14 protein-coding genes are annotated in these 16322 nt (G+C 61.4%); 7 read left to right on the top strand and 7 right to left on the bottom strand.

Annotated features, from left to right (window positions below):
- Window positions 1-98 precede the first annotated feature (98 nt).
- Both DJFAAGMI_RS21570 and DJFAAGMI_RS21565 read left to right on the top strand, forming a co-directional pair.
- Complete coding sequence (locus DJFAAGMI_RS21570; RefSeq protein ID WP_211459020.1) at window positions 99-1640, top strand: DUF262 domain-containing protein; 1542 nt, start codon at window positions 99-101, stop codon at window positions 1638-1640.
- Entirely contained in the window at window positions 1637-3682 is a 2046-nt protein-coding gene (locus DJFAAGMI_RS21565; protein ID WP_211459018.1) for a DUF262 domain-containing protein, read from the top strand. Before DJFAAGMI_RS21570 ends, DJFAAGMI_RS21565 begins: the two co-directional genes overlap by 4 nt.
- Before the next feature lie 234 nt (window positions 3683-3916).
- Here the strand turns inward: DJFAAGMI_RS21565 and DJFAAGMI_RS21560 are convergent, their stop codons facing one another.
- On the bottom strand, window positions 3917-5707 hold the full coding sequence (locus DJFAAGMI_RS21560) for an acyl-CoA dehydrogenase (protein ID WP_211459016.1): 1791 nt from the start codon (window positions 5705-5707) through the stop codon (window positions 3917-3919).
- Window positions 5708-6190: 483 nt separating this feature from the next.
- On the opposite strand from DJFAAGMI_RS21560, the gene DJFAAGMI_RS21555 reads away from it, so the two are divergent.
- From DJFAAGMI_RS21555 to DJFAAGMI_RS21545, 3 genes are all read left to right on the top strand, one after another.
- Window positions 6191-7171, top strand: a complete 981-nt coding sequence (locus DJFAAGMI_RS21555) for a quinone oxidoreductase family protein (RefSeq protein ID WP_211459015.1) — start codon at window positions 6191-6193, stop codon at window positions 7169-7171.
- Window positions 7172-7263: 92 nt separating this feature from the next.
- On the top strand, window positions 7264-7920 hold the full coding sequence (locus DJFAAGMI_RS21550) for a DsbA family protein (protein WP_211459014.1): 657 nt from the start codon (window positions 7264-7266) through the stop codon (window positions 7918-7920).
- Window positions 7889-8242, top strand: coding sequence for a Rieske (2Fe-2S) protein (locus tag DJFAAGMI_RS21545; RefSeq protein WP_211459013.1), 354 nt, complete (start codon window positions 7889-7891; stop codon window positions 8240-8242). Before DJFAAGMI_RS21550 ends, DJFAAGMI_RS21545 begins: the two co-directional genes overlap by 32 nt.
- Before the next feature lie 137 nt (window positions 8243-8379).
- On the opposite strand, the gene DJFAAGMI_RS21540 is transcribed toward DJFAAGMI_RS21545, so the two are convergent.
- From DJFAAGMI_RS21540 to DJFAAGMI_RS21525, 4 genes are all read right to left on the bottom strand, one after another.
- On the bottom strand, window positions 8380-9492 hold the full coding sequence (locus DJFAAGMI_RS21540) for a porin (protein ID WP_249334671.1): 1113 nt from the start codon (window positions 9490-9492) through the stop codon (window positions 8380-8382).
- A gap of 241 nt (window positions 9493-9733) precedes the next feature.
- A complete protein-coding gene (locus DJFAAGMI_RS21535; protein ID WP_211459012.1) occupies window positions 9734-10786 on the bottom strand; it encodes a Bug family tripartite tricarboxylate transporter substrate binding protein in 1053 nt (350 codons plus the stop codon).
- A gap of 99 nt (window positions 10787-10885) precedes the next feature.
- Complete coding sequence (locus tag DJFAAGMI_RS21530) at window positions 10886-11488, bottom strand: RBBP9/YdeN family alpha/beta hydrolase (RefSeq protein WP_211459010.1); 603 nt, start codon at window positions 11486-11488, stop codon at window positions 10886-10888.
- A gap of 15 nt (window positions 11489-11503) precedes the next feature.
- Window positions 11504-12415, bottom strand: coding sequence for a TauD/TfdA dioxygenase family protein (locus DJFAAGMI_RS21525; RefSeq protein WP_211459008.1), 912 nt, complete (start codon window positions 12413-12415; stop codon window positions 11504-11506).
- A 110-nt stretch (window positions 12416-12525) separates the two neighbouring features.
- Here DJFAAGMI_RS21525 and DJFAAGMI_RS21520 point away from each other — a divergent pair, with 110 nt between their 5' ends.
- Entirely contained in the window at window positions 12526-13548 is a 1023-nt protein-coding gene (locus DJFAAGMI_RS21520; protein ID WP_043005288.1) for an AraC family transcriptional regulator, read from the top strand.
- 78 nt (window positions 13549-13626) lie between these two features.
- On the opposite strand, the gene DJFAAGMI_RS21515 is transcribed toward DJFAAGMI_RS21520, so the two are convergent.
- Both DJFAAGMI_RS21515 and DJFAAGMI_RS21510 read right to left on the bottom strand, forming a co-directional pair.
- A complete protein-coding gene (locus tag DJFAAGMI_RS21515; RefSeq protein WP_249334663.1) occupies window positions 13627-14679 on the bottom strand; it encodes a Bug family tripartite tricarboxylate transporter substrate binding protein in 1053 nt (350 codons plus the stop codon).
- A 20-nt stretch (window positions 14680-14699) separates the two neighbouring features.
- Window positions 14700-14846 carry a hypothetical protein gene (locus DJFAAGMI_RS21510; protein WP_155293383.1) on the bottom strand — a complete coding sequence of 49 codons (147 nt, stop codon included), beginning with the start codon at window positions 14844-14846 and terminating at the stop codon, window positions 14700-14702.
- Between the two features lie 304 nt (window positions 14847-15150).
- On the opposite strand from DJFAAGMI_RS21510, the gene DJFAAGMI_RS21505 reads away from it, so the two are divergent.
- Complete coding sequence (locus tag DJFAAGMI_RS21505) at window positions 15151-16221, top strand: beta-keto acid cleavage family enzyme (RefSeq protein ID WP_211459006.1); 1071 nt, start codon at window positions 15151-15153, stop codon at window positions 16219-16221.
- Window positions 16222-16322: the final 101 nt, after the last annotated feature.

Genomic DNA, 16322 nt, shown 5'->3' with positions numbered 1-16322 from the left:
GCGGAGCAGTTGCCGTGGAGAGGCGGCTGCATGTGCGCGTAGTGGTGGAGGAGCACCTGCGCATTCCCTATTTAGAAGAAAGAGCCACGATGGGAAGCATGAATGAGGGAGCAAGCATGGCGGCGATGCAGCCATTGCCTGAGCAGAGATCGTCACCGGCCAGCGCCGAGGTTTGCACGCTGCGAAATTGGCTGTGCGACCTGTCGCTGAATATTCCGCATTACCAGCGGCCCTACAAATGGGGCTTGGCGCAGGTACAGCAGTTGCTGCGTGATATTGAGCTGCAGGCTCAGACGACGGCACAGGACCAAGGGGCCAGCAGCTATCGCATGGGCACTGTGGTGGTGCATGTGGAGCAGGCTGAGGACCGCGAGGTGCAACTGCGGCATGCACTGCGCCATATCGTGGACGGGCAGCAGCGCACGGTGACCTTGTTGCTGGTGCTGCATGCCATGTGTGCAGAGTCCAAGCTGGTGCCAGAGGGGCAGCGCCAGCCTTGGCAGCAGGAGCTGCTGGCGCTGGAGCTGTTTGAGCCCCAGTTTCCCAGCCCGTTGTCGCACCAACTGGTGCAGGCCAACTACCAGGCGGTTGCCCGCCATATTCGACAGGCGCAGTGGGGGCAGATGCAGGCTTCGTTCTTGCTGGAGCGCTGCGAGCTGGTGCGCGTTGAGCTGCACAGCCTGACGGAGGCGTTTCAGTTCTTTGACGCACAAAACGGGCGTGGCAAGGCATTGTGCGTGCATGATTTGCTCAAGGCGTTTCATCTGCGGGCGTTGCGCCCGGTGGAGCTGGCGCTGCAGGGGCATGCCGTGCAGGCTTGGGAGAAGTGTTCGCAAGACGACCTAGAGCGGCTTTTTGCGCGCTTTTTGTTTCAGACCCGCCAGCGCAGCCGGGGGCGGGATGCGGAGTTTTTTGGCAAGCGGCATGTGGGCGTGTTCAAAGGCATCAGTCTGGAGAGCGGTGCGGCTGCGCCCATGAGCCGTGCGTGGCGCATGCTGGACGATGCTGTGCATTTGCTGGAGCGCCATACGGGCACGCGCGGTCGGGTCTGGCCTTGTCAGCTGGATGCGCCAGTGGTCAATGGGCTACGGTTTTTTGACTGGGTGCAGCATTACTGGGGTATGGGCTTTCACCTCAAGCAGGAAAAGGACCAGTTGCCGCCGTGGGCGCAAAAGCTGCAGCGGCCGCTGGCTGGTGAAGCCCATGAGATTTTGCTGACGCTGGGCCGCTATGCGGGGCGCGAGCGCAAGGGCGATTCGCATGTGCGGGCCGTGTTTGATGCGCTACTGATGTATTACCTGGACAAGTTTGGCGAGCAAGGCTTGTCGCAGGCCGTGGAGCTGGCCTTTGCCTGGGCCTATGCGCGCTTGCTGAACCGGCGGGTGATGGTGGGCAGCATGGACAAGTTTGTGAGCGAAAGCGGGGTCAACCCGTTTGCGGTACTGCGCGATGCAGTGACGCAGCAGGACTTTTTAGGGATGGCGTTGCCGGCTGCTTTTTATGGCAATAGCTACCAGGGCGGCGAGCAGTCGCGTCCCAAGGGGCTGGCAACCTTGGAAGGCTTGATGCGCAAGCTGGGCTACTGGCAGCAGAACACACAACAAGATGCCCAGAAGCAGGGCGCAGGAGAAAACGCATGAGCGACAAGCAGAAGCCACAGCTGCTGACGGTGCAGCGTGTGTTGAGTGACGGGATTTATTCGATCCCGGTGTACCAGCGCAATTACGCTTGGGGCGTGAGAGAAATTGGTCAGCTGATTGCCGATGTGCGTGACTATGCCCAGCGCAATGCACAGAGTCAGGCGCATGACTACTACATTGGCACTTTGGTGGTGTATGAGCGATACACAGAACAGAAGGCCCATTGGGAGGTGGTGGATGGCCAGCAGCGGCTGACGACGCTGAGTTTGCTGGTGTCCGTACTGCGCGCATTGCACCCGGAGCTGGCTGCCTCGATGCAGCGTATGCCATTGCAGTTTGAGTCGCGTGCGGCTTCCAGTCATGCGCTGCAGGCGGTGTTTTCTCAGCCATTGCACGCTGCTGCTTTGGCGCGGGAGGATGCGACAAAAGACAGTTCCGATGACGCCAGCGGCGCCAGCAGCATCTGGCAGGGGCGTGCAATCATCGAAAGCTTGCTGCGCGAAATACCAGGAGCTGAACGCAAGGAGTTCGCCACTTTCTTGCTGGAGCAAGTGCGACTGTTGCGGGTGGAGCTGCCGCCCCGTACCGATTTGAACCATTACTTTGAGGTAATGAATAACCGGGGGGAGCAACTGGCGCAGCACGAGGTGCTGAAAGCGCGCTTGCTGGGGACGCTGCAGCGGCAAGGCCAGCAGGCTGCGATGAAGGTGTTGCATGCGGTGTGGGATGCCTGCGCAGTGATGGATAGGTCGGTGCAGTCTGGGTTTGTGCCAGCTATGCGCAAAAGTTTGTTTGCTGCAGATGGCAGGCTGCTGCTTGTGAAAAGCCCGCAGGAGTTGCTGAGGTGCTTTGAGGGGAGTGATGACAAGGCCGTAGTGCCCAAGTCGTTATCGCAGCTGATAGTGGCAGGTTCTTCTGCAGCGGGTGTAAGGCATCAAACCAACAAGCTTTTAGCGGCAGAGGAGGAAGATGACGAAAGCAAGGCTCAGTTTGGAGCGGTGATTAATTTTCCGAACTTCTTGCTGCAGGTATTAGCCATGATGCCGGGGGATGCGTTGGCCAATACACCCTTGGACGACAAGCATCTGCTGACGGCGTTTGAACCATTGCTGCGCGGCGATGCAGAGCAGATTCAGGAGTTTGCGTACAGGCTGCTGCGCTGCCGGTTTTTGCTGGACCAGCATGTCATCAAGAGCAGTGTGGAGAGCCAGAGCGATGACGAGCATTGGCAACTGCAGCGCTGCAAGTTCAGAAACGACAAAGCTGTGTTGCAGTGGCTCAATGCCTTTGAAGTCACTGAGCAGGACTACGGAGAGCGCCTGCGCATGTTGCAGGCCGCACTGCATGTGTCGTACATGCTGCCCACGCGCAAGCACTGGCTGCAAGGCGTGCTGCGCTGGCTGTATCGGCAGGATGTGACCCAGGCGATTGACGCGCAAGCATTTTTGCTGGCGCTGGAGGAGCTGACTAAGGCCTTTGTGTTAGAGGAGGGGAGCAGTGCGACTTACGAAGAAATAGTGCGCCGTAAGGATTGTTTTTTTGTTCCGCCACAGCCTGACTCTGGCTTGATGAGGGCTTTGCCTAAGAAACTGGTGTATGGACGCGCGCGATTGATCGACTTTAATTTTCTGGACTACTTGCTGTGGCTGCAGGCCAAAAGTAAGAACGAGACCAGTGCACCGGAATGGCGTGAATTTGAATTCACCAGTACCCGCCGCTCTGTGGAGCACTTGCATCCGCAGACGGAGCTGTTTGCTGGCAATGCGTGGGCGGACGAGCATCTGCATGCTTTCGGCAATTTGTGCCTGGTCAGCCATGCAATGAATTCACGCCTGAGCAATTCCGGGCCGGAAGATAAGTTCAAGCAACTGATGAGCGAGAAGAAGAGTCAGAGCTTAAAGGCGCTTGCGATGAACTCAGTGTTTGCAGATCAGGGGCAGTGGTCGGCAGATTTGACTATGAGTCAGCATGCCAGGCAAATGCTCGCGCTATTGCAGAACGTCTTGGTATCTGATGGATTGACCGTTTGCGTGCCATCCTGATTGCGTAGCCATAGCCCAAGGCTTCACTTCCCGGACTGCGCAGACCACTTGTTCCACCCGAGGCGCGTGTTTGCCCGCGTGAGCGATGGCCCAGGAGTCTGCCTGGCAACTGGCCCCAGTGCGTTCTAGAGATGCAAAAAATAGCGGCTGGCGCTTTATCCATAAGCACCAGCCGCTATTTCCATGCATTTCTCGATAAGGCAGGGCGTCATTGCCCCGCCTTCAGGTGCACGATCAGAACAATTCCATGGGCAATGCCATCACGCTGGCCGCGCCGTTGATCACGGCATCGGCCTGGCCGGGCACCCGGGTCAGAATATGTTCGGCATAGAACTGAGCCGTGGCCAGCTTGGCCTGCATGAAGGCCGTGTCCTGGCCCTTGGACAAGAGCTCCTGCGCAGCCAGCACCGAGCGGCCCAGCTGCCAGCCTGCGACCAGATTGCCGGTGAGCATCAGATAGGGGACGCTGCCCGCATAAGCGGCATTGGGGTCGGCCTTGGCCTGAGCCACGATGAAGTCCACCACCTGCACAAAGGCCTGACGGGCCTGGGCCAAGTTCCTGGCAACGGCCTTGGCCGTATCGGTGCCGCTGGCATGGAGGGCGGCTTCGGTCTTCTCGATCTGGGAGGCAATCGCCTTGGCGGTCAGGCCGCCATCACGCGCGGTCTTACGGCCGACCAGGTCATTGGCCTGGATGGCGGTCGTGCCCTCATAGATGGTCAGGATCTTGGCGTCGCGGTAGTACTGGGCGGCGCCGGTTTCCTCGATAAAGCCCATGCCGCCATGCACCTGCACGCCCAGGCTGGTGACTTCCAGGCTCATTTCGGTGCTGTAGCCCTTGACCAGGGGCACCATGAATTCATAGAAGGTCTGGTTGGCCTGACGCACTTCGGCGTCCGGATGGTGGTGGGCGGCATCGTAGGCGGCAGCGGCGGCGGTTGCCATGGCGCGGCAGCCCTCGTTGCTGGCGCGCATGGTCATCAGCATGCGGCGCACATCGGGGTGGTGGATGATGGTGGCGCTGGCCTTGACCGAGCCGTCGACGGGACGGCTTTGCACGCGTTCCTTGGCGTAGGCCACGGCGTGCTGGTAGGCACGCTCGGCGACGGCAAGGCCCTGCAGGCCCACGGCATAGCGGGCGGCGTTCATCATGATGAACATGTATTCGAGGCCGCGGTTTTCCTCGCCCACGAGGTAGCCGATGGCTCCCCCGTTGTCGCCAAATTGCAGCACGGCCGTGGGCGAGGCCTTGATGCCCATCTTGTGCTCGATGCTGACGCAGTGCACATCATTGCGCTTGCCCAAGGAGCCGTCCTGGTTCACCAGGAACTTGGGCACGACAAACAGGCTGATCCCCTTGACGCCCTCGGGAGCACCGGCCACGCGGGCCAGCACCAGGTGGACGATGTTGTCCGCCATATCGTGCTCACCATAGGTGATGAAGATCTTGGTGCCGAAGACCTTGTAGCTGCTGTCGCCCTGAGGCTCGGCCCTGGTGCGCACCAGGGCCAGGTCGGAGCCGGCCTGGGGTTCGGTCAGGTTCATGGTGCCGGTCCACTCGCCGGTCACGAGCTTTTCCAGATAGGTGGACTTGAGCGCATCGCTGCCTGCAGTGAGCAGTGCCTCGATGGCACCGTCGGTCAGCAGCGGGCACAGCGCAAAGCTCAGGTTGGCGCTGTTGAGCATCTCGATACAGGCTGCGCCAATGGTCTTGGGCAGGCCCTGGCCGCCAAAGTCGGCTGGGTGCTGCAGGCCTTGCCAGCCGCCTTCGGCGTACTGCTTGAAGGCATCGGCAAAGCCCGGCGTCGTCGTGACGACGCCATCCTTGAAGGACGAGGGATTGAGGTCGCCGGGAACATTCAGGGGCGCGACCACGCCTTCGCAGAGCTTGGCGCATTCTTCGAGCACGGCCTGCGCGGTCTCCAGCCCCGCATCTTCAAAGCCGGGAATCTGGGCGACCTGCTCGATCTGGGCCAGATGCTCCATGTCGAACAGCATGTCTTTGATGGGCGCTTTGTAGGTCATCGTCTCTGTTTCCTTGAATGCCGGCCCGGCTGGCTGCCAGACCTGGGTTGTGCCTTGGATTGTTGGGGATGTTGCCTGCCATGGATGGCAGGGGCTTCCCTCGACTTCATGTCTGGCACCTGGCAAGAATGCCAGGTCCTCGCATTGGTTTGACGTTTACGTAAACGGAATGATTCTAGAGGCTGGGACGGGCTTGCCGCAGTCGCAGACGCGCAATATGGTGGGCAACGCTTGCGGCAAGCTTTCAATCAAAGAGAAACTTTGAAGTTAATTTTTTAGCCTGATATTTACCCGTGGTGTCGCGTAAAGACAAGAGAGCGGCGCTCTCGGGAAATGCCTTGCAGGCGAATTCCCATAAATTCAGTCCAGTCTGAATGGAGAGATAGCGGAGATATGGCTTAAGTCATTGATTTGTATCGATTCTGTTCGAGGTGAGGGCGTGTGCCGTATCACCTTTCGATTGGTATCTGACTGGGAGTTTGTATGGCAAAAGTAATCCGTTATCACGAAGTTGGCGGCCCCGAGGTGTTGCGACAGGAAGACATTGAAGTCGGCCAACCCGGTCCAGGTCAGGTTCGCCTCAAGCAGGGCGCTGTGGCCTTGAACTTTGCCGATACCTATTTCCGCTCCGGCTTGTATCCCGCGCCTTTGCCCGCGGGCGTGGGCAGCGAGGCTTGCGGCACGATCACGGCCGTGGGCGACGGCGTGACGGATTTCAAGGTCGGCGACCGCGTGACCTATACCGGCGCGCTGAACACCATCGGCGCTTACGCCACGGAGCGCCTGATTTCTGCTGCTCCCCTGATCCGTCTGCCTGACAACATCAGCTTTGAAACCGCGGCAGCCATCACCATGCGTGGACTGACCGCGGCTTATCTGATGCGCCGTATCTGGGACTTCAAGAAGGGCGACACCATCCTGCTGCATGCTGCAGCCGGTGGCGTGGGTCTGCTGGTATCGCAGTGGGCAAAGCTGGAAGGCCTGAACGTGATCGGCACAGTCTCCAGCGATGCCAAGGCCGAAGTGGCCAAGGCCAACGGTTGCGTTCACACCATCAACTACAGCCATGAAGACGTGGCCAAGCGCGTGCGTGAGCTGACCGATGGCGTGGGTGTGAATGCCGTCTTCGACAGCGTGGGCAAGGACACTTTCGAGGGCTCGCTCAACAGCCTGAAGGTGCGCGGGCTGATGGTCTGTCTGGGCACGGCTTCAGGCTCCATTGCCCCATTCAACCCGCAGATTCTGGCCGGCAAGGGCTCGCTCTTCCTGACCCGTCCCGCATCGGCGCATTACATCGCCGACCCCACGGAGCGTGCAGAGCTGGCCAACGAGCTGTTCGCCCATGTAGCCGAAGGCCGTATCAAGGTGGACATCAGCAAGCGCTATGCGCTGGAAGACGCCGTGCAGGCTCACTGCGACCTGGAAGCCCGCAAGATTGTGGGATCGGCCATCTTCACGCTCTGAGATATCGAAGGCAGCACTTCGGTATGAAAAGGGCTGAGCCATTCAGACCTTTTTTGCATCAACCTTGGTGACTGCCCAAAGAAACAAATGTCATGACTCAAAGCTCTGCTGCAACGACACTGCAGGTCGACTTTTCGCTGGACCTGATCTGCCCCTGGTGCTGGATCGGTCTGCGCAATCTGCTGGCCGCCCGTGAGATGCTGCTGGCCAGATATCCCGACCAGCAGCTTGCAATCCATTGGCATGCAGACACTCTGCTGCCCCGGATCCCGGAGCATGGAGTGCCTTACCAGGCCTTCTACGAAGCCCGGCTCGGCGGCCCCAGAGCCGTGGAGGTTCGCCGTGCCCAGGTGCGCTCGGCGGCCCACGCGGCGGGTCTGCAGATCAATCATGCGTTGATTGAAACCTTCCCCAGCACGCGCCTGGTTTGTGCGTTGGTCAACTACGCCCAGACTCTGCTCGATGGCGAATCCATGATCCGCTTTGTGGAGTCCATCTTTGCCGCTTACTTTGTGCAGGGCCGCGATATAGGCTCGGTCATGGTGCTGCAGCAGCTGGCGCATTCGGCGGCACTGGACTGGAATCCTTCCCGCTTTGATGCGCTGCGCTACCAAAGCGAGGCCAGCCATACCGGCGGCGTGCCGCATATGGTGTTCAACCAGCGTCTGCAGGTGACGGGCGCGGTGGCGCCCGCAGAGCTGCTGCGCGCCATGGAGCATGCCCGTGTTGCCGACAGCACCTTCGCCTGATACCGCATTGCTGGCTGCCGGCGCCGTGCGGGATTTGCCGCCTGGTGGGCGCAAGCTGGTCTTCACGCCTGGTGGCCAGAGCATCTTGCTGCTGAATGTCGAAGGCGAGTTCTATGCCTTGGAGAACAGCTGCCCGCATGCGGGTGCCTCCATGGCCGGCGGAAATTGCGATGCTCATGTGCTGAGTTGCCCCGCGCATGGACTCAAGTTCGATATCCGCAGCGGCAAGTGCACGGCATCGCCGCAGATGACGATTCCTCTCTACGAAGTCCTGGTCAGGGAGGGACTGCTCTGGCTCAAACCGCCTGACAACTGTTGCTGAACCATCGAGCGCTGATGTGCGATGAAGAAGGCCCGCAGATTTTCTCTGCGGGCCTTTTTTATGGTTTCAGGATTGATGCCCTCTGGCCGGCAACCGGCAACCGGCAACCGGCAGGTGCCGGTTGCCATGGACTGGACTCAGAACGTGTGGCGAATGCCGATGTCAAAGCCCGATGCATTGCCGCCAGCGACCGGGATCGGGCCCTGCAGAGCACCCGTGGCCACCGGCAGGTTGATGCTGCCGCGATTGTCTACATAGGCATAGGTGCCGTAGAGGGCGGTGCGCTTGGAGAGGTTGTGCACATAGCCCACGGCATACTTGTTGGAGCTGCTGCCGCTGTTGTCGTTGCGGCTCAGGCGCATGAAGCTCATGGGGATGTTGTCGTTGCCGACCTTCCAGATGGCGCCCAGCTGCCAGTAGCGCACATGGTTGGCGTTGTCCAGACCTGCCAGGCGGTTGCCGGTGCGGTGATCGGCAGCCAGAACCATGAGGCGGTGGCCCTCCCAGAGGTAGGAGGCGGCGGCATTGATCTGCCTGTAATCGTCGGCGGCGCGGTTCTTGGTGGTTGTGATGGCGACGGCAGCGTCCCAGTTATCGCCGCCATAGCCCAGGCGTGCACCATAGACGCGGCCGTCCTGACGGTTGGGGCCGGCATCGTTTTCGCCGAATGCCGTCATCAATTGATAGAACAGTCCCTTGCAACTCGAGCTGGAGCAGCCGGGCGAGAGGTAGCCAATGCTGTTCGACGCCCGAAAGCCCGTCACCGTCGTGCCGTGCAGCACATGCAGGCTCATGCCCACGCCCAGGCGAAAGGGGTCGTAGTTGAACATGTTCCAGAAGGCGGGCACATAGTCGCGGCCCAGACGTACCTCGCCCCATTGCTTGCTCTGCAGATAGACCAGGGACTTGCGGTTGAAGCTCAGGCCGTTGCTGCTGCCTGCCCCTGAAGGCTGGTTGTTGGTGTTGGAGGCCTGGCCGGTACCGTTGTCGGTATTGAGGCCCGCTTCCAGATCAAAGCCGGCGGCCAGACCGCTGCCGAGATCTTCGCGGCCCCGAAAGCCCAGACGGCTGGCCTGATTGCCACTGGAGGTCAGCATCTGGCGCGAGCCCGCACCCGCGCCGCGGTAGTTGGATACGGCCATATCCACCACGCCGTAGATCTGCACCGACGATTGCGCCGAAGCCGCCAGCGGCGCCAGCGTGCATGCGAGAGCGCTCAGCGCATTGAAAGCCATTTTTTTTGTAGTCATTCATGTCTCCTTGAACCGTTGAAAAAAGATGCCTGAAGGCAAACCGACGAGAAAAACAGCAACGCAAAGCCGGACCCGGGCCTGGGGATGGGCTTAAGGCGCAGGCAAGCCCCAGCTCGAATCCCGCAAATGGACTTGAGCCGGGTGCAGCCGCCCACGGTGCCAAAGTGGCACCGGGCAGAGGTCTTGAATCAGATTGGTAATGGAGCCGCTTGAGAGCAATTGCTCAAGGGCCCGGGCCTCAGTTCTCGGGCTTGTAGCCTATGGACTTGAGCAGGGCCGCCTGCTTGCGGCTGGCTTCTTTGAGGTCGGTCGTCATGTCGGCTGTGCTCAGCGGCTGGCCGGGCTCCATGCCCAGCGAAGCGAGCTGCTTGAGAACGGCCTCCTTGCGGAAATGCGTCAGCGCCACGTCCCGCAGCTTCTGCTGGATGGCTGCCGGGGCTTGCGGATGGGACCACACGGCAAACCAGCCTGGTTTGGAAAGCTGGGGGTAGCCCAGCTCCGTGAAGGTCGGCACCTCGGGCAAAGTCTGCAGGCGGCTCGGGTAGACGACTGCCAGCGCCTTGATCTTGCCGCTGCGAATCAGGGGCAGCGAAGTGGTGACTCCATCGAACATCACCGGGATATGGCCCCCCATGAGGTCCACCAGAGCAGGGGGCGAGCCCTTGTAGCCCACATGGCGCATATTGATCTTGGCCAACTGGCCCAGCAGCATGCCCGAGGTGTGACCCTTCAGGCCCGTGGCGTAGGAGGCAAAGTCCACGCCGTCGCGTTGCTGCCTGGCGTAGCTGATGAATTCGGGCAGCGTCTGAAAAGGCAGGTCCTTGTTGGCGACCATGACCAGACCGGTGCGTGTGAGCTGGGCCAGCGGAGTCAGGTCCTTGAACGGGTCGAAGCTGACTTTCTGGGCCTGCGGTGCCTCGCTCAGCGCTCCGTCCTGAATCACCAGGAAGGTGTAGCCGCTCTTTCCATGCGACTTGAGGTCCTGGATGCCGATGGCTCCCGAGGCTCCGGGCTTGGACTCCACGATCACGGGCTGCTTGAGCTCTTGCTGCATGCCCTCTGCCAGCAGGCGTGCCAGGGTGTCGGCAGTGCCGCCGGCGGGCCCGGTGACGATCAGGCGTATGGGCTTGGTCGGCCAGTCTGCGGTCTGCCCGGCTTGTGCGGGCAAGGCCAGGCCGGCGGCCACGGCCATGACGGCCAGGCCTAATTTCCGGCGCATTGCGCTGGCTGTCGCGGTGCGAGAACCTGCGGTGTCCACTGAATTGCGCGAGGCGGATGTTCTTGCCTTCATTGCTTGTCTCCTTCAACGGGGAGATCTGGCTCCCCATCTGCGCGCACCTTTTATATATTGTGGGTGGCTGCGCATTCATCGTGATGGTTATCGGGCGGCTCAGGCCGCCGGCTCGGGCTGTCGGGCTTCGATCCGCGCCTGCAAATCCTCGATCAGCTGTTTTGCCTGCGGCCAGGGGCCATGGCCCGAGGCCGGGTTCAGGTGGCCCTTGGGGCCCAGCTCCACCAGCTCGCTTCCCCAGTCGCGCGCAAAGCTGCGCGCGCGCTCCAACTGGGTCAGCGGGTCATTGCTGCTGGCTGCCAGCAGTGTGGGAAACGGCAGGCGCTGGCGCGGGATGGGCGTCCAGCCGTGGGCTGCCAGCACATCCTTGGGGGGGTAGCCGGCAGGCATCTGGGTTTCCACATCGGCGGGGGCAGCAAGCAGGGCTCCGAGAATGGGACGGGCTCGGCGCAGCGCCCAGTGCGCGACCATCATGCAGCCGGCGCTGTGCGCCACGATGATTACGGGGCCGTCGATGCCGTCCAGAGCCCGGTCTATGGCGTCCAGGCGGGCCTGGCAGCTGAGCTTGTCCTGTTCCAGCGGCGGCACGGTGACGCAGGGGATGGACTGCGCAGCCAGTTCCTTGGCCAGCAGCGTCTGCCAGTGCTCTTCCACATGGTCGCGCAGGCCGGGGATGATGAGAATCGTGTGGTTCAAGGTCATCTTCTGTCTCCTGGCTCAGTCCGTGGGGCCGCCGATGATGGCGGTGCGCTCCATCTTGCGGTGGCAGGGCTGGTAGTCCATCACTGCGTAGTGCTGGGTGGAGCGGTTGTCCCAGAAGGCTACGCTGTTCCTGCGCCATTTGAAGCGCACCTGGTACTCGGGAATCATGGCCTGGCTGGTCAGGTAGTTGAGCAGTTGCGAGGAGCCGGGCGATTTGTCCAGACCGAAGCGCACATTGGCGGGTGTGTTGTAGTTGGTGAAATGGGTGGTGAAGCTGCTGTTGACGAACAGAATCTTCTCGCCGGTTTCGGGGTGGATGCGCACCACGGGGTGCTCCGCGTCGGGGTATTGGGCCTTGAGTGCCAGGCGCTTTTCGATGGGCATGACGGCACCAAAGCTCGCTTCGATGCTGTGGCGGGCACGCAGGTGCTCGATCTTGACCTTAATGTCGTCTGGCAGGTTCTCATAGGCCATCACCATGTTCACCCACATGGTGTCGCCGCCCACGGGCGGGCACTCAACGCAGCGCAGCACGCAGCCCATGGGGGGCTGCTCGCGCCATGTCGCGTCGGTGTGCCAGGAGTTTTCGTTGCGGTCCAGAGGGCTGTCGGGGGTCTTGTAGATCTGCACCAGGCCGGGGTGCTCGGGGTGGCTGCCCACCACCGGGTGGTCTTCCAGTTCGCCAAACTTGCGTGCAAACGCCACATGCTCGGCGCGTGTGATGTCCTGGTCGCGGAAAAAGATCACGCGGTGCCTGAGCAGCGCCTGGCGGATCTCGGCCATCAGGCCTTCGTCCTCGGCGGCCGCACCCAGATGAACGTTGGACAGCTCCGCACCGATGGAGCAGGTCAGAGGATTGACTTCCAGAGAGCGGGTCAAAGAGCTGGAGCGGATAAGGGCGGGTGCTGCGCCAACCTCGTTTTTCATTGGGAAGTCTCCTTATAGAATCGATGCCGCCAGTGTGAAAACTCCCCCCGATCGGCGCTTGTCATTACATGACTGGTGCTTTGCAATTAGTGCCAAGTTAGTGAAACCCCATGGCCTCTCTCGTTCGCGCAGCCTGCTTGACCAATTACGCCGAAGTCGCCCAGGCTTCGGGGCTGAATGGCGCGCGCATGCTGCTCGATGCCGGTCTCAGCCCTGCGGTGCTCGACGAGCCGGATCTGATGATCCCTGTGGACAAGGTGGGGCGTTTGCTGCAGGCCTCGGCCACGCAGTCGGGCAATGAGAGCTTTGGTCTGTGCATGGCGCGCTCGCGCCTGCTGTCCAACATGGGCCCGGTGGGTCTGCTGATCCGCGATCAGGCCACGTTGCGCGATTCGCTGAATCTCCTGGTGCGTCATTTGGCCCTGCTCAACGGCGCCATGACGCTGGAGCTGGACGAGCAGGCCGACACGGTGCTGATCCGTGAGCTGTTGCTGGCCGGTCGTGCCCATGAGCCTACGCGCCAGCGCGTGGAGCTGGCGTTGGGCGTGATGGTGCGTGCCATCCGGCAGCTGATAGGTCGCGACTGGCAGCCGCGCAAGGTGTGTTTCGAGCATGCCGCGCCCAAGGACCTGAGCATGCACCACCTGATGTTCGGCCAGCGCGTGGAGTTCAACCAGGAGTTCAACTGCATTGTCTGCGCCAAGGCCGATCTCGATACGCGCAACGAGTTCGCCGACCCCGCCATGGTGCGTTATGCGCAAAAGCTGCTGGAGTCCGTGGCACCCGTGAGCGACGATGCGGTGCTGGACGATGTGCGCCGCACTATCTTGCTGCTCTTGCCCAGCGGCCGTTGCAGCATTGAGAAGGTCAGCGAGCACCTGGGTGTGGTGCCGCGCACCATTCAGCGCCGGCTGACGGAAAAAGGCCAGAGCTTTTCCTCGCTGATGAACGATATCCGCAAGGAGCTGGCCGTGCGCTATGTGTTCGAGAGCAACCGCTCTCTGACCGAAGTGGCCGAGTTGCTGGGCTTTACGGCCCCCAGCAGTTTTTCGCGCTGGTATCAGAGCCAGTTTGGCTGCAGTGCCAAGGACAGCCGCGCCAGGGCGCAACACGAAGGCCAGGGCGGCGCATAAAAAAGCGGGCCGCAAGGGCCCGCCAAACACACTACCAAGGTGCCGCCCTTGAGATGAGGACGGCTACGCCAGCTTCCTTCAGTTGCCGGCGACTCTGAGCTTGCTCAGAATTTTGCGGTTCTGCTCCACCGTGCTCAGCATTTTTTGCTGCAGCTGCGGCATGGTGCTCGGTTGGGGCGCATCAAAGCCCTGGCTTCTGAGCTGGGCCTGGAATTTGGGGGATTGGGTCACCTTGTCCATTTCCTGGCGCACCTTCTGGACCAAGGACGGGGGCGTGCTGCTCAGCACGAACAGGCCCACGCTGGCATCGGGCAGCACGAAGTCGGGCATGTTCTGTTCGGCAAAGCTGGGCACATCCGGCAGCAGCCGCGAGCGATTGGGCGAGACCACACCCAGGGCCTTGATCTTGCCGGCCTTGATCAGCGGGGCGGCATTGGTCACCACCTCAAAGGTCAGCTGCACCTGATTGCCGATCAGGTCGACGATGGCCGGGGCCGAGCCCTTGTAAGGCACGGCGGTGATCCTGCCGCCGCTTTTCTCGCTCAGCAGCTCGCCCAGCATGTCGGAGCGGGTGCCAGGACTCAGGTTGGCGATATTGATTGGGCCGCTGCTCTTTTGCGCGTAGTCCAGCACTTCCTGAATCTTGTTGGGCGGGAAGCTGTTGTTGGCTACCAGCATGTGCACCATGGACGCCACATCCGAGACATAGGTGAAGGTCTTGTGCACATCGAAAGGCGTCTTCACGGTGAGCGGAAAGTCGGTCCAGACGCTGGAGGGCGCAATCATCAGCGTGTGCCAGTCGGCGGGCGCATTCATCACGGCGCGCTCGGCAATCACGGCCGAGCCGCCGGGCTTGTTGTCCACCACCACGGGCTGGCCCAGATTGCTCTGCAGATGATCGGCCACCAGGCGCGCCACGCCGTCGGTGATGCCGCCCGGAGGTGCGGGAATGACGATGCGTATGGGCTTGCTGGGCCAGGTGGGAGCCGGGGTCTGGGCCTGCACAGCCGTGGCGGCCAGCAGGCCGGTACAAAGCACGGCGGCGCAGCAGCGCAGGCTTTGAGTCATGCTGCGCCTATGTTGCTTGCGTGATGGCGTGGCGGGTTCTGCGAAATTCACGGCGCTTGTCATGGAGGTCTCCTGTCGTTTTGTCATGGGGTCTGGCTGCCGATCTCGCCCTTGGCAGAGTGCAGATACGGCGCTGAATCGGCTGGCATGTCCTTGCGTGCAGGTGCCCGGGTGGAGGAATGCAGCAATTCATGATGGCTGGCGGCCAGTCGCCGGACTTGACGTTTCATGCCTGCGACTTCGCATTTGATGACTGCAGTACTCCGCACTTACCCGAGGCGAGCGATGTCGTTTGCAGGCTGCGGCAGCTTGGGTCTGCGGCCCGCAAAGCTCTTGGCGCAGCTTTGCTGCCTGTCTCGCTTTCAGGCGTGGCTTGCCGGCCCTGTCGTGATTGAGAAAGCGCGTGTCCTGAAATGCAAAGTGGCATCCCGCACCGCGTTTGATACTGGCCTCACGCACCGGCAAGGGACTGAAATGCCCTGTTGCCGCTGGTCCAGACACTGATTTCCCGCACTCAAACCGGAGACGACAACCATGAACTTTCTTGACGGTCACCTGTATCCCGAAAACCAGCAGCCGCTGATCATCACGGCCGCTCCCTACGCACCGGGCTGGATTCCCTCGGACTTTCCCGAGGACATTCCCGTCACCATGGAAGAGCAGATCCAGAAGGCCGTGGACTGCTATGAGGCCGGCGCCACCGTGCTGCATCTGCATGTGCGCGAAGACGACGGCAAGGGCAGCAAGCGCCTGTCCAAGTTCAACGAGCTGATCGCCGGTGTGCGCGAGCGGGTTCCCGAGATGATCATCCAGGTCGGCGGCTCCATCAGCTTTGCGCCCGAAGGCCCGGGCGGCGAAGCCAAGTGGCTCTCCGACGACACGCGCCACATGCTGGCCGAACTGACTCCGGTGCCCGATCAAGTGACGGTGACCGTCAACACCACGCAGATGAATGTGACCGAGCATGCCGGCGAAGACGACTTCCGCGGTGTCTCGCGCGGCTTCCCGCATCTGCACAAGACCTACAAGGACATGATTGTTCCTTCGAACCCCAGCTTCGTCGAGGAACATATCCGCCGCCTGTCCGAAAAGGGCATCCAGAGCGCCTTCCAGGTCTACAACATCAACAGTTTCGAGACCATCGAGCGCATGATCCGCCGCGGCGTCTACAAGGGCCCTCTGGTCATGAACTGGGTCGCCATCAGCGGCGGCATGGACCAGGCCAATATCTACAACCTGGCCAATATGCTGCGCGCCGTACCCGACAACGCCATCGTGACCGTGGAGAGCTCGGTGCTGAACGTGCTGCCCATCAATATGATCGGCATGGCCCTTGGCCTGCATGTGCGCTGCGGGATCGAAGACGTGCTGTGGAACCAGACCCGCACGGGCAAGATGAGCACCGTTGAGCAGATCAAGCAGCTGGTGCGTATTGCGGGCGAGTTCGGGCGCCCGATTGCCACGGCCCAGCAGGCCCGCGAGATCAAGCAGATCGGCGTGTTCTACGAAACTGCCGAGGAAACCTTGGCCAGGAACGGCTTTGCGCCCAACCGCAAGGGCGCCAACCAGGGCTTTCTGCGCAAGCCCATGGACGCCGTGGCCTGAGTCTCAAAGCCCGGGTAACCGGGACCGGCTCAGCTAGCCGCTGTGCGCTTGTCACGCTTGCCTGGTGGATGCGTGGCCGGCGCCTGGCCCCGCCGACTTCC

It is taken from the genome of Comamonas brasiliensis (genome assembly GCF_018292285.1).
Classification (GTDB): domain Bacteria; phylum Pseudomonadota; class Gammaproteobacteria; order Burkholderiales; family Burkholderiaceae_C; genus Comamonas; species Comamonas brasiliensis.
The sequence above is the reverse complement of the archived record's forward strand: the minus strand, read 5'-3'. Positions and strand labels throughout refer to the sequence as shown.

Bases quoted from the DNA above. Each gene is read 5' to 3' on its own strand.
- DJFAAGMI_RS21515 (WP_249334663.1), bottom strand. From the start codon at position 14,679: ATGACAAGCGCCGTGAATTTCGCAGAACCCGCCACGCCATCACGCAAG.
- DJFAAGMI_RS21565 (WP_211459018.1), top strand. From the start codon at position 1,637: ATGAGCGACAAGCAGAAGCCACAGCTGCTGACGGTGCAGCGTGTGTTG.
- DJFAAGMI_RS21560 (WP_211459016.1), bottom strand. From the start codon at position 5,707: ATGACCTACAAAGCGCCCATCAAAGACATGCTGTTCGACATGGAGCAT.
- DJFAAGMI_RS21510 (WP_155293383.1), bottom strand. From the start codon at position 14,846: ATGAAACGTCAAGTCCGGCGACTGGCCGCCAGCCATCATGAATTGCTG.
- DJFAAGMI_RS21555 (WP_211459015.1), top strand. From the start codon at position 6,191: ATGGCAAAAGTAATCCGTTATCACGAAGTTGGCGGCCCCGAGGTGTTG.
- DJFAAGMI_RS21505 (WP_211459006.1), top strand. From the start codon at position 15,151: ATGAACTTTCTTGACGGTCACCTGTATCCCGAAAACCAGCAGCCGCTG.
- DJFAAGMI_RS21530 (WP_211459010.1), bottom strand. From the start codon at position 11,488: ATGACCTTGAACCACACGATTCTCATCATCCCCGGCCTGCGCGACCAT.
- DJFAAGMI_RS21520 (WP_043005288.1), top strand. From the start codon at position 12,526: ATGGCCTCTCTCGTTCGCGCAGCCTGCTTGACCAATTACGCCGAAGTC.
- DJFAAGMI_RS21540 (WP_249334671.1), bottom strand. From the start codon at position 9,492: ATGACTACAAAAAAAATGGCTTTCAATGCGCTGAGCGCTCTCGCATGC.
- DJFAAGMI_RS21545 (WP_211459013.1), top strand. From the start codon at position 7,889: ATGCCCGTGTTGCCGACAGCACCTTCGCCTGATACCGCATTGCTGGCT.
- DJFAAGMI_RS21550 (WP_211459014.1), top strand. From the start codon at position 7,264: ATGACTCAAAGCTCTGCTGCAACGACACTGCAGGTCGACTTTTCGCTG.
- DJFAAGMI_RS21535 (WP_211459012.1), bottom strand. From the start codon at position 10,786: ATGAAGGCAAGAACATCCGCCTCGCGCAATTCAGTGGACACCGCAGGT.
- DJFAAGMI_RS21570 (WP_211459020.1), top strand. From the start codon at position 99: ATGAATGAGGGAGCAAGCATGGCGGCGATGCAGCCATTGCCTGAGCAG.
- DJFAAGMI_RS21525 (WP_211459008.1), bottom strand. From the start codon at position 12,415: ATGAAAAACGAGGTTGGCGCAGCACCCGCCCTTATCCGCTCCAGCTCT.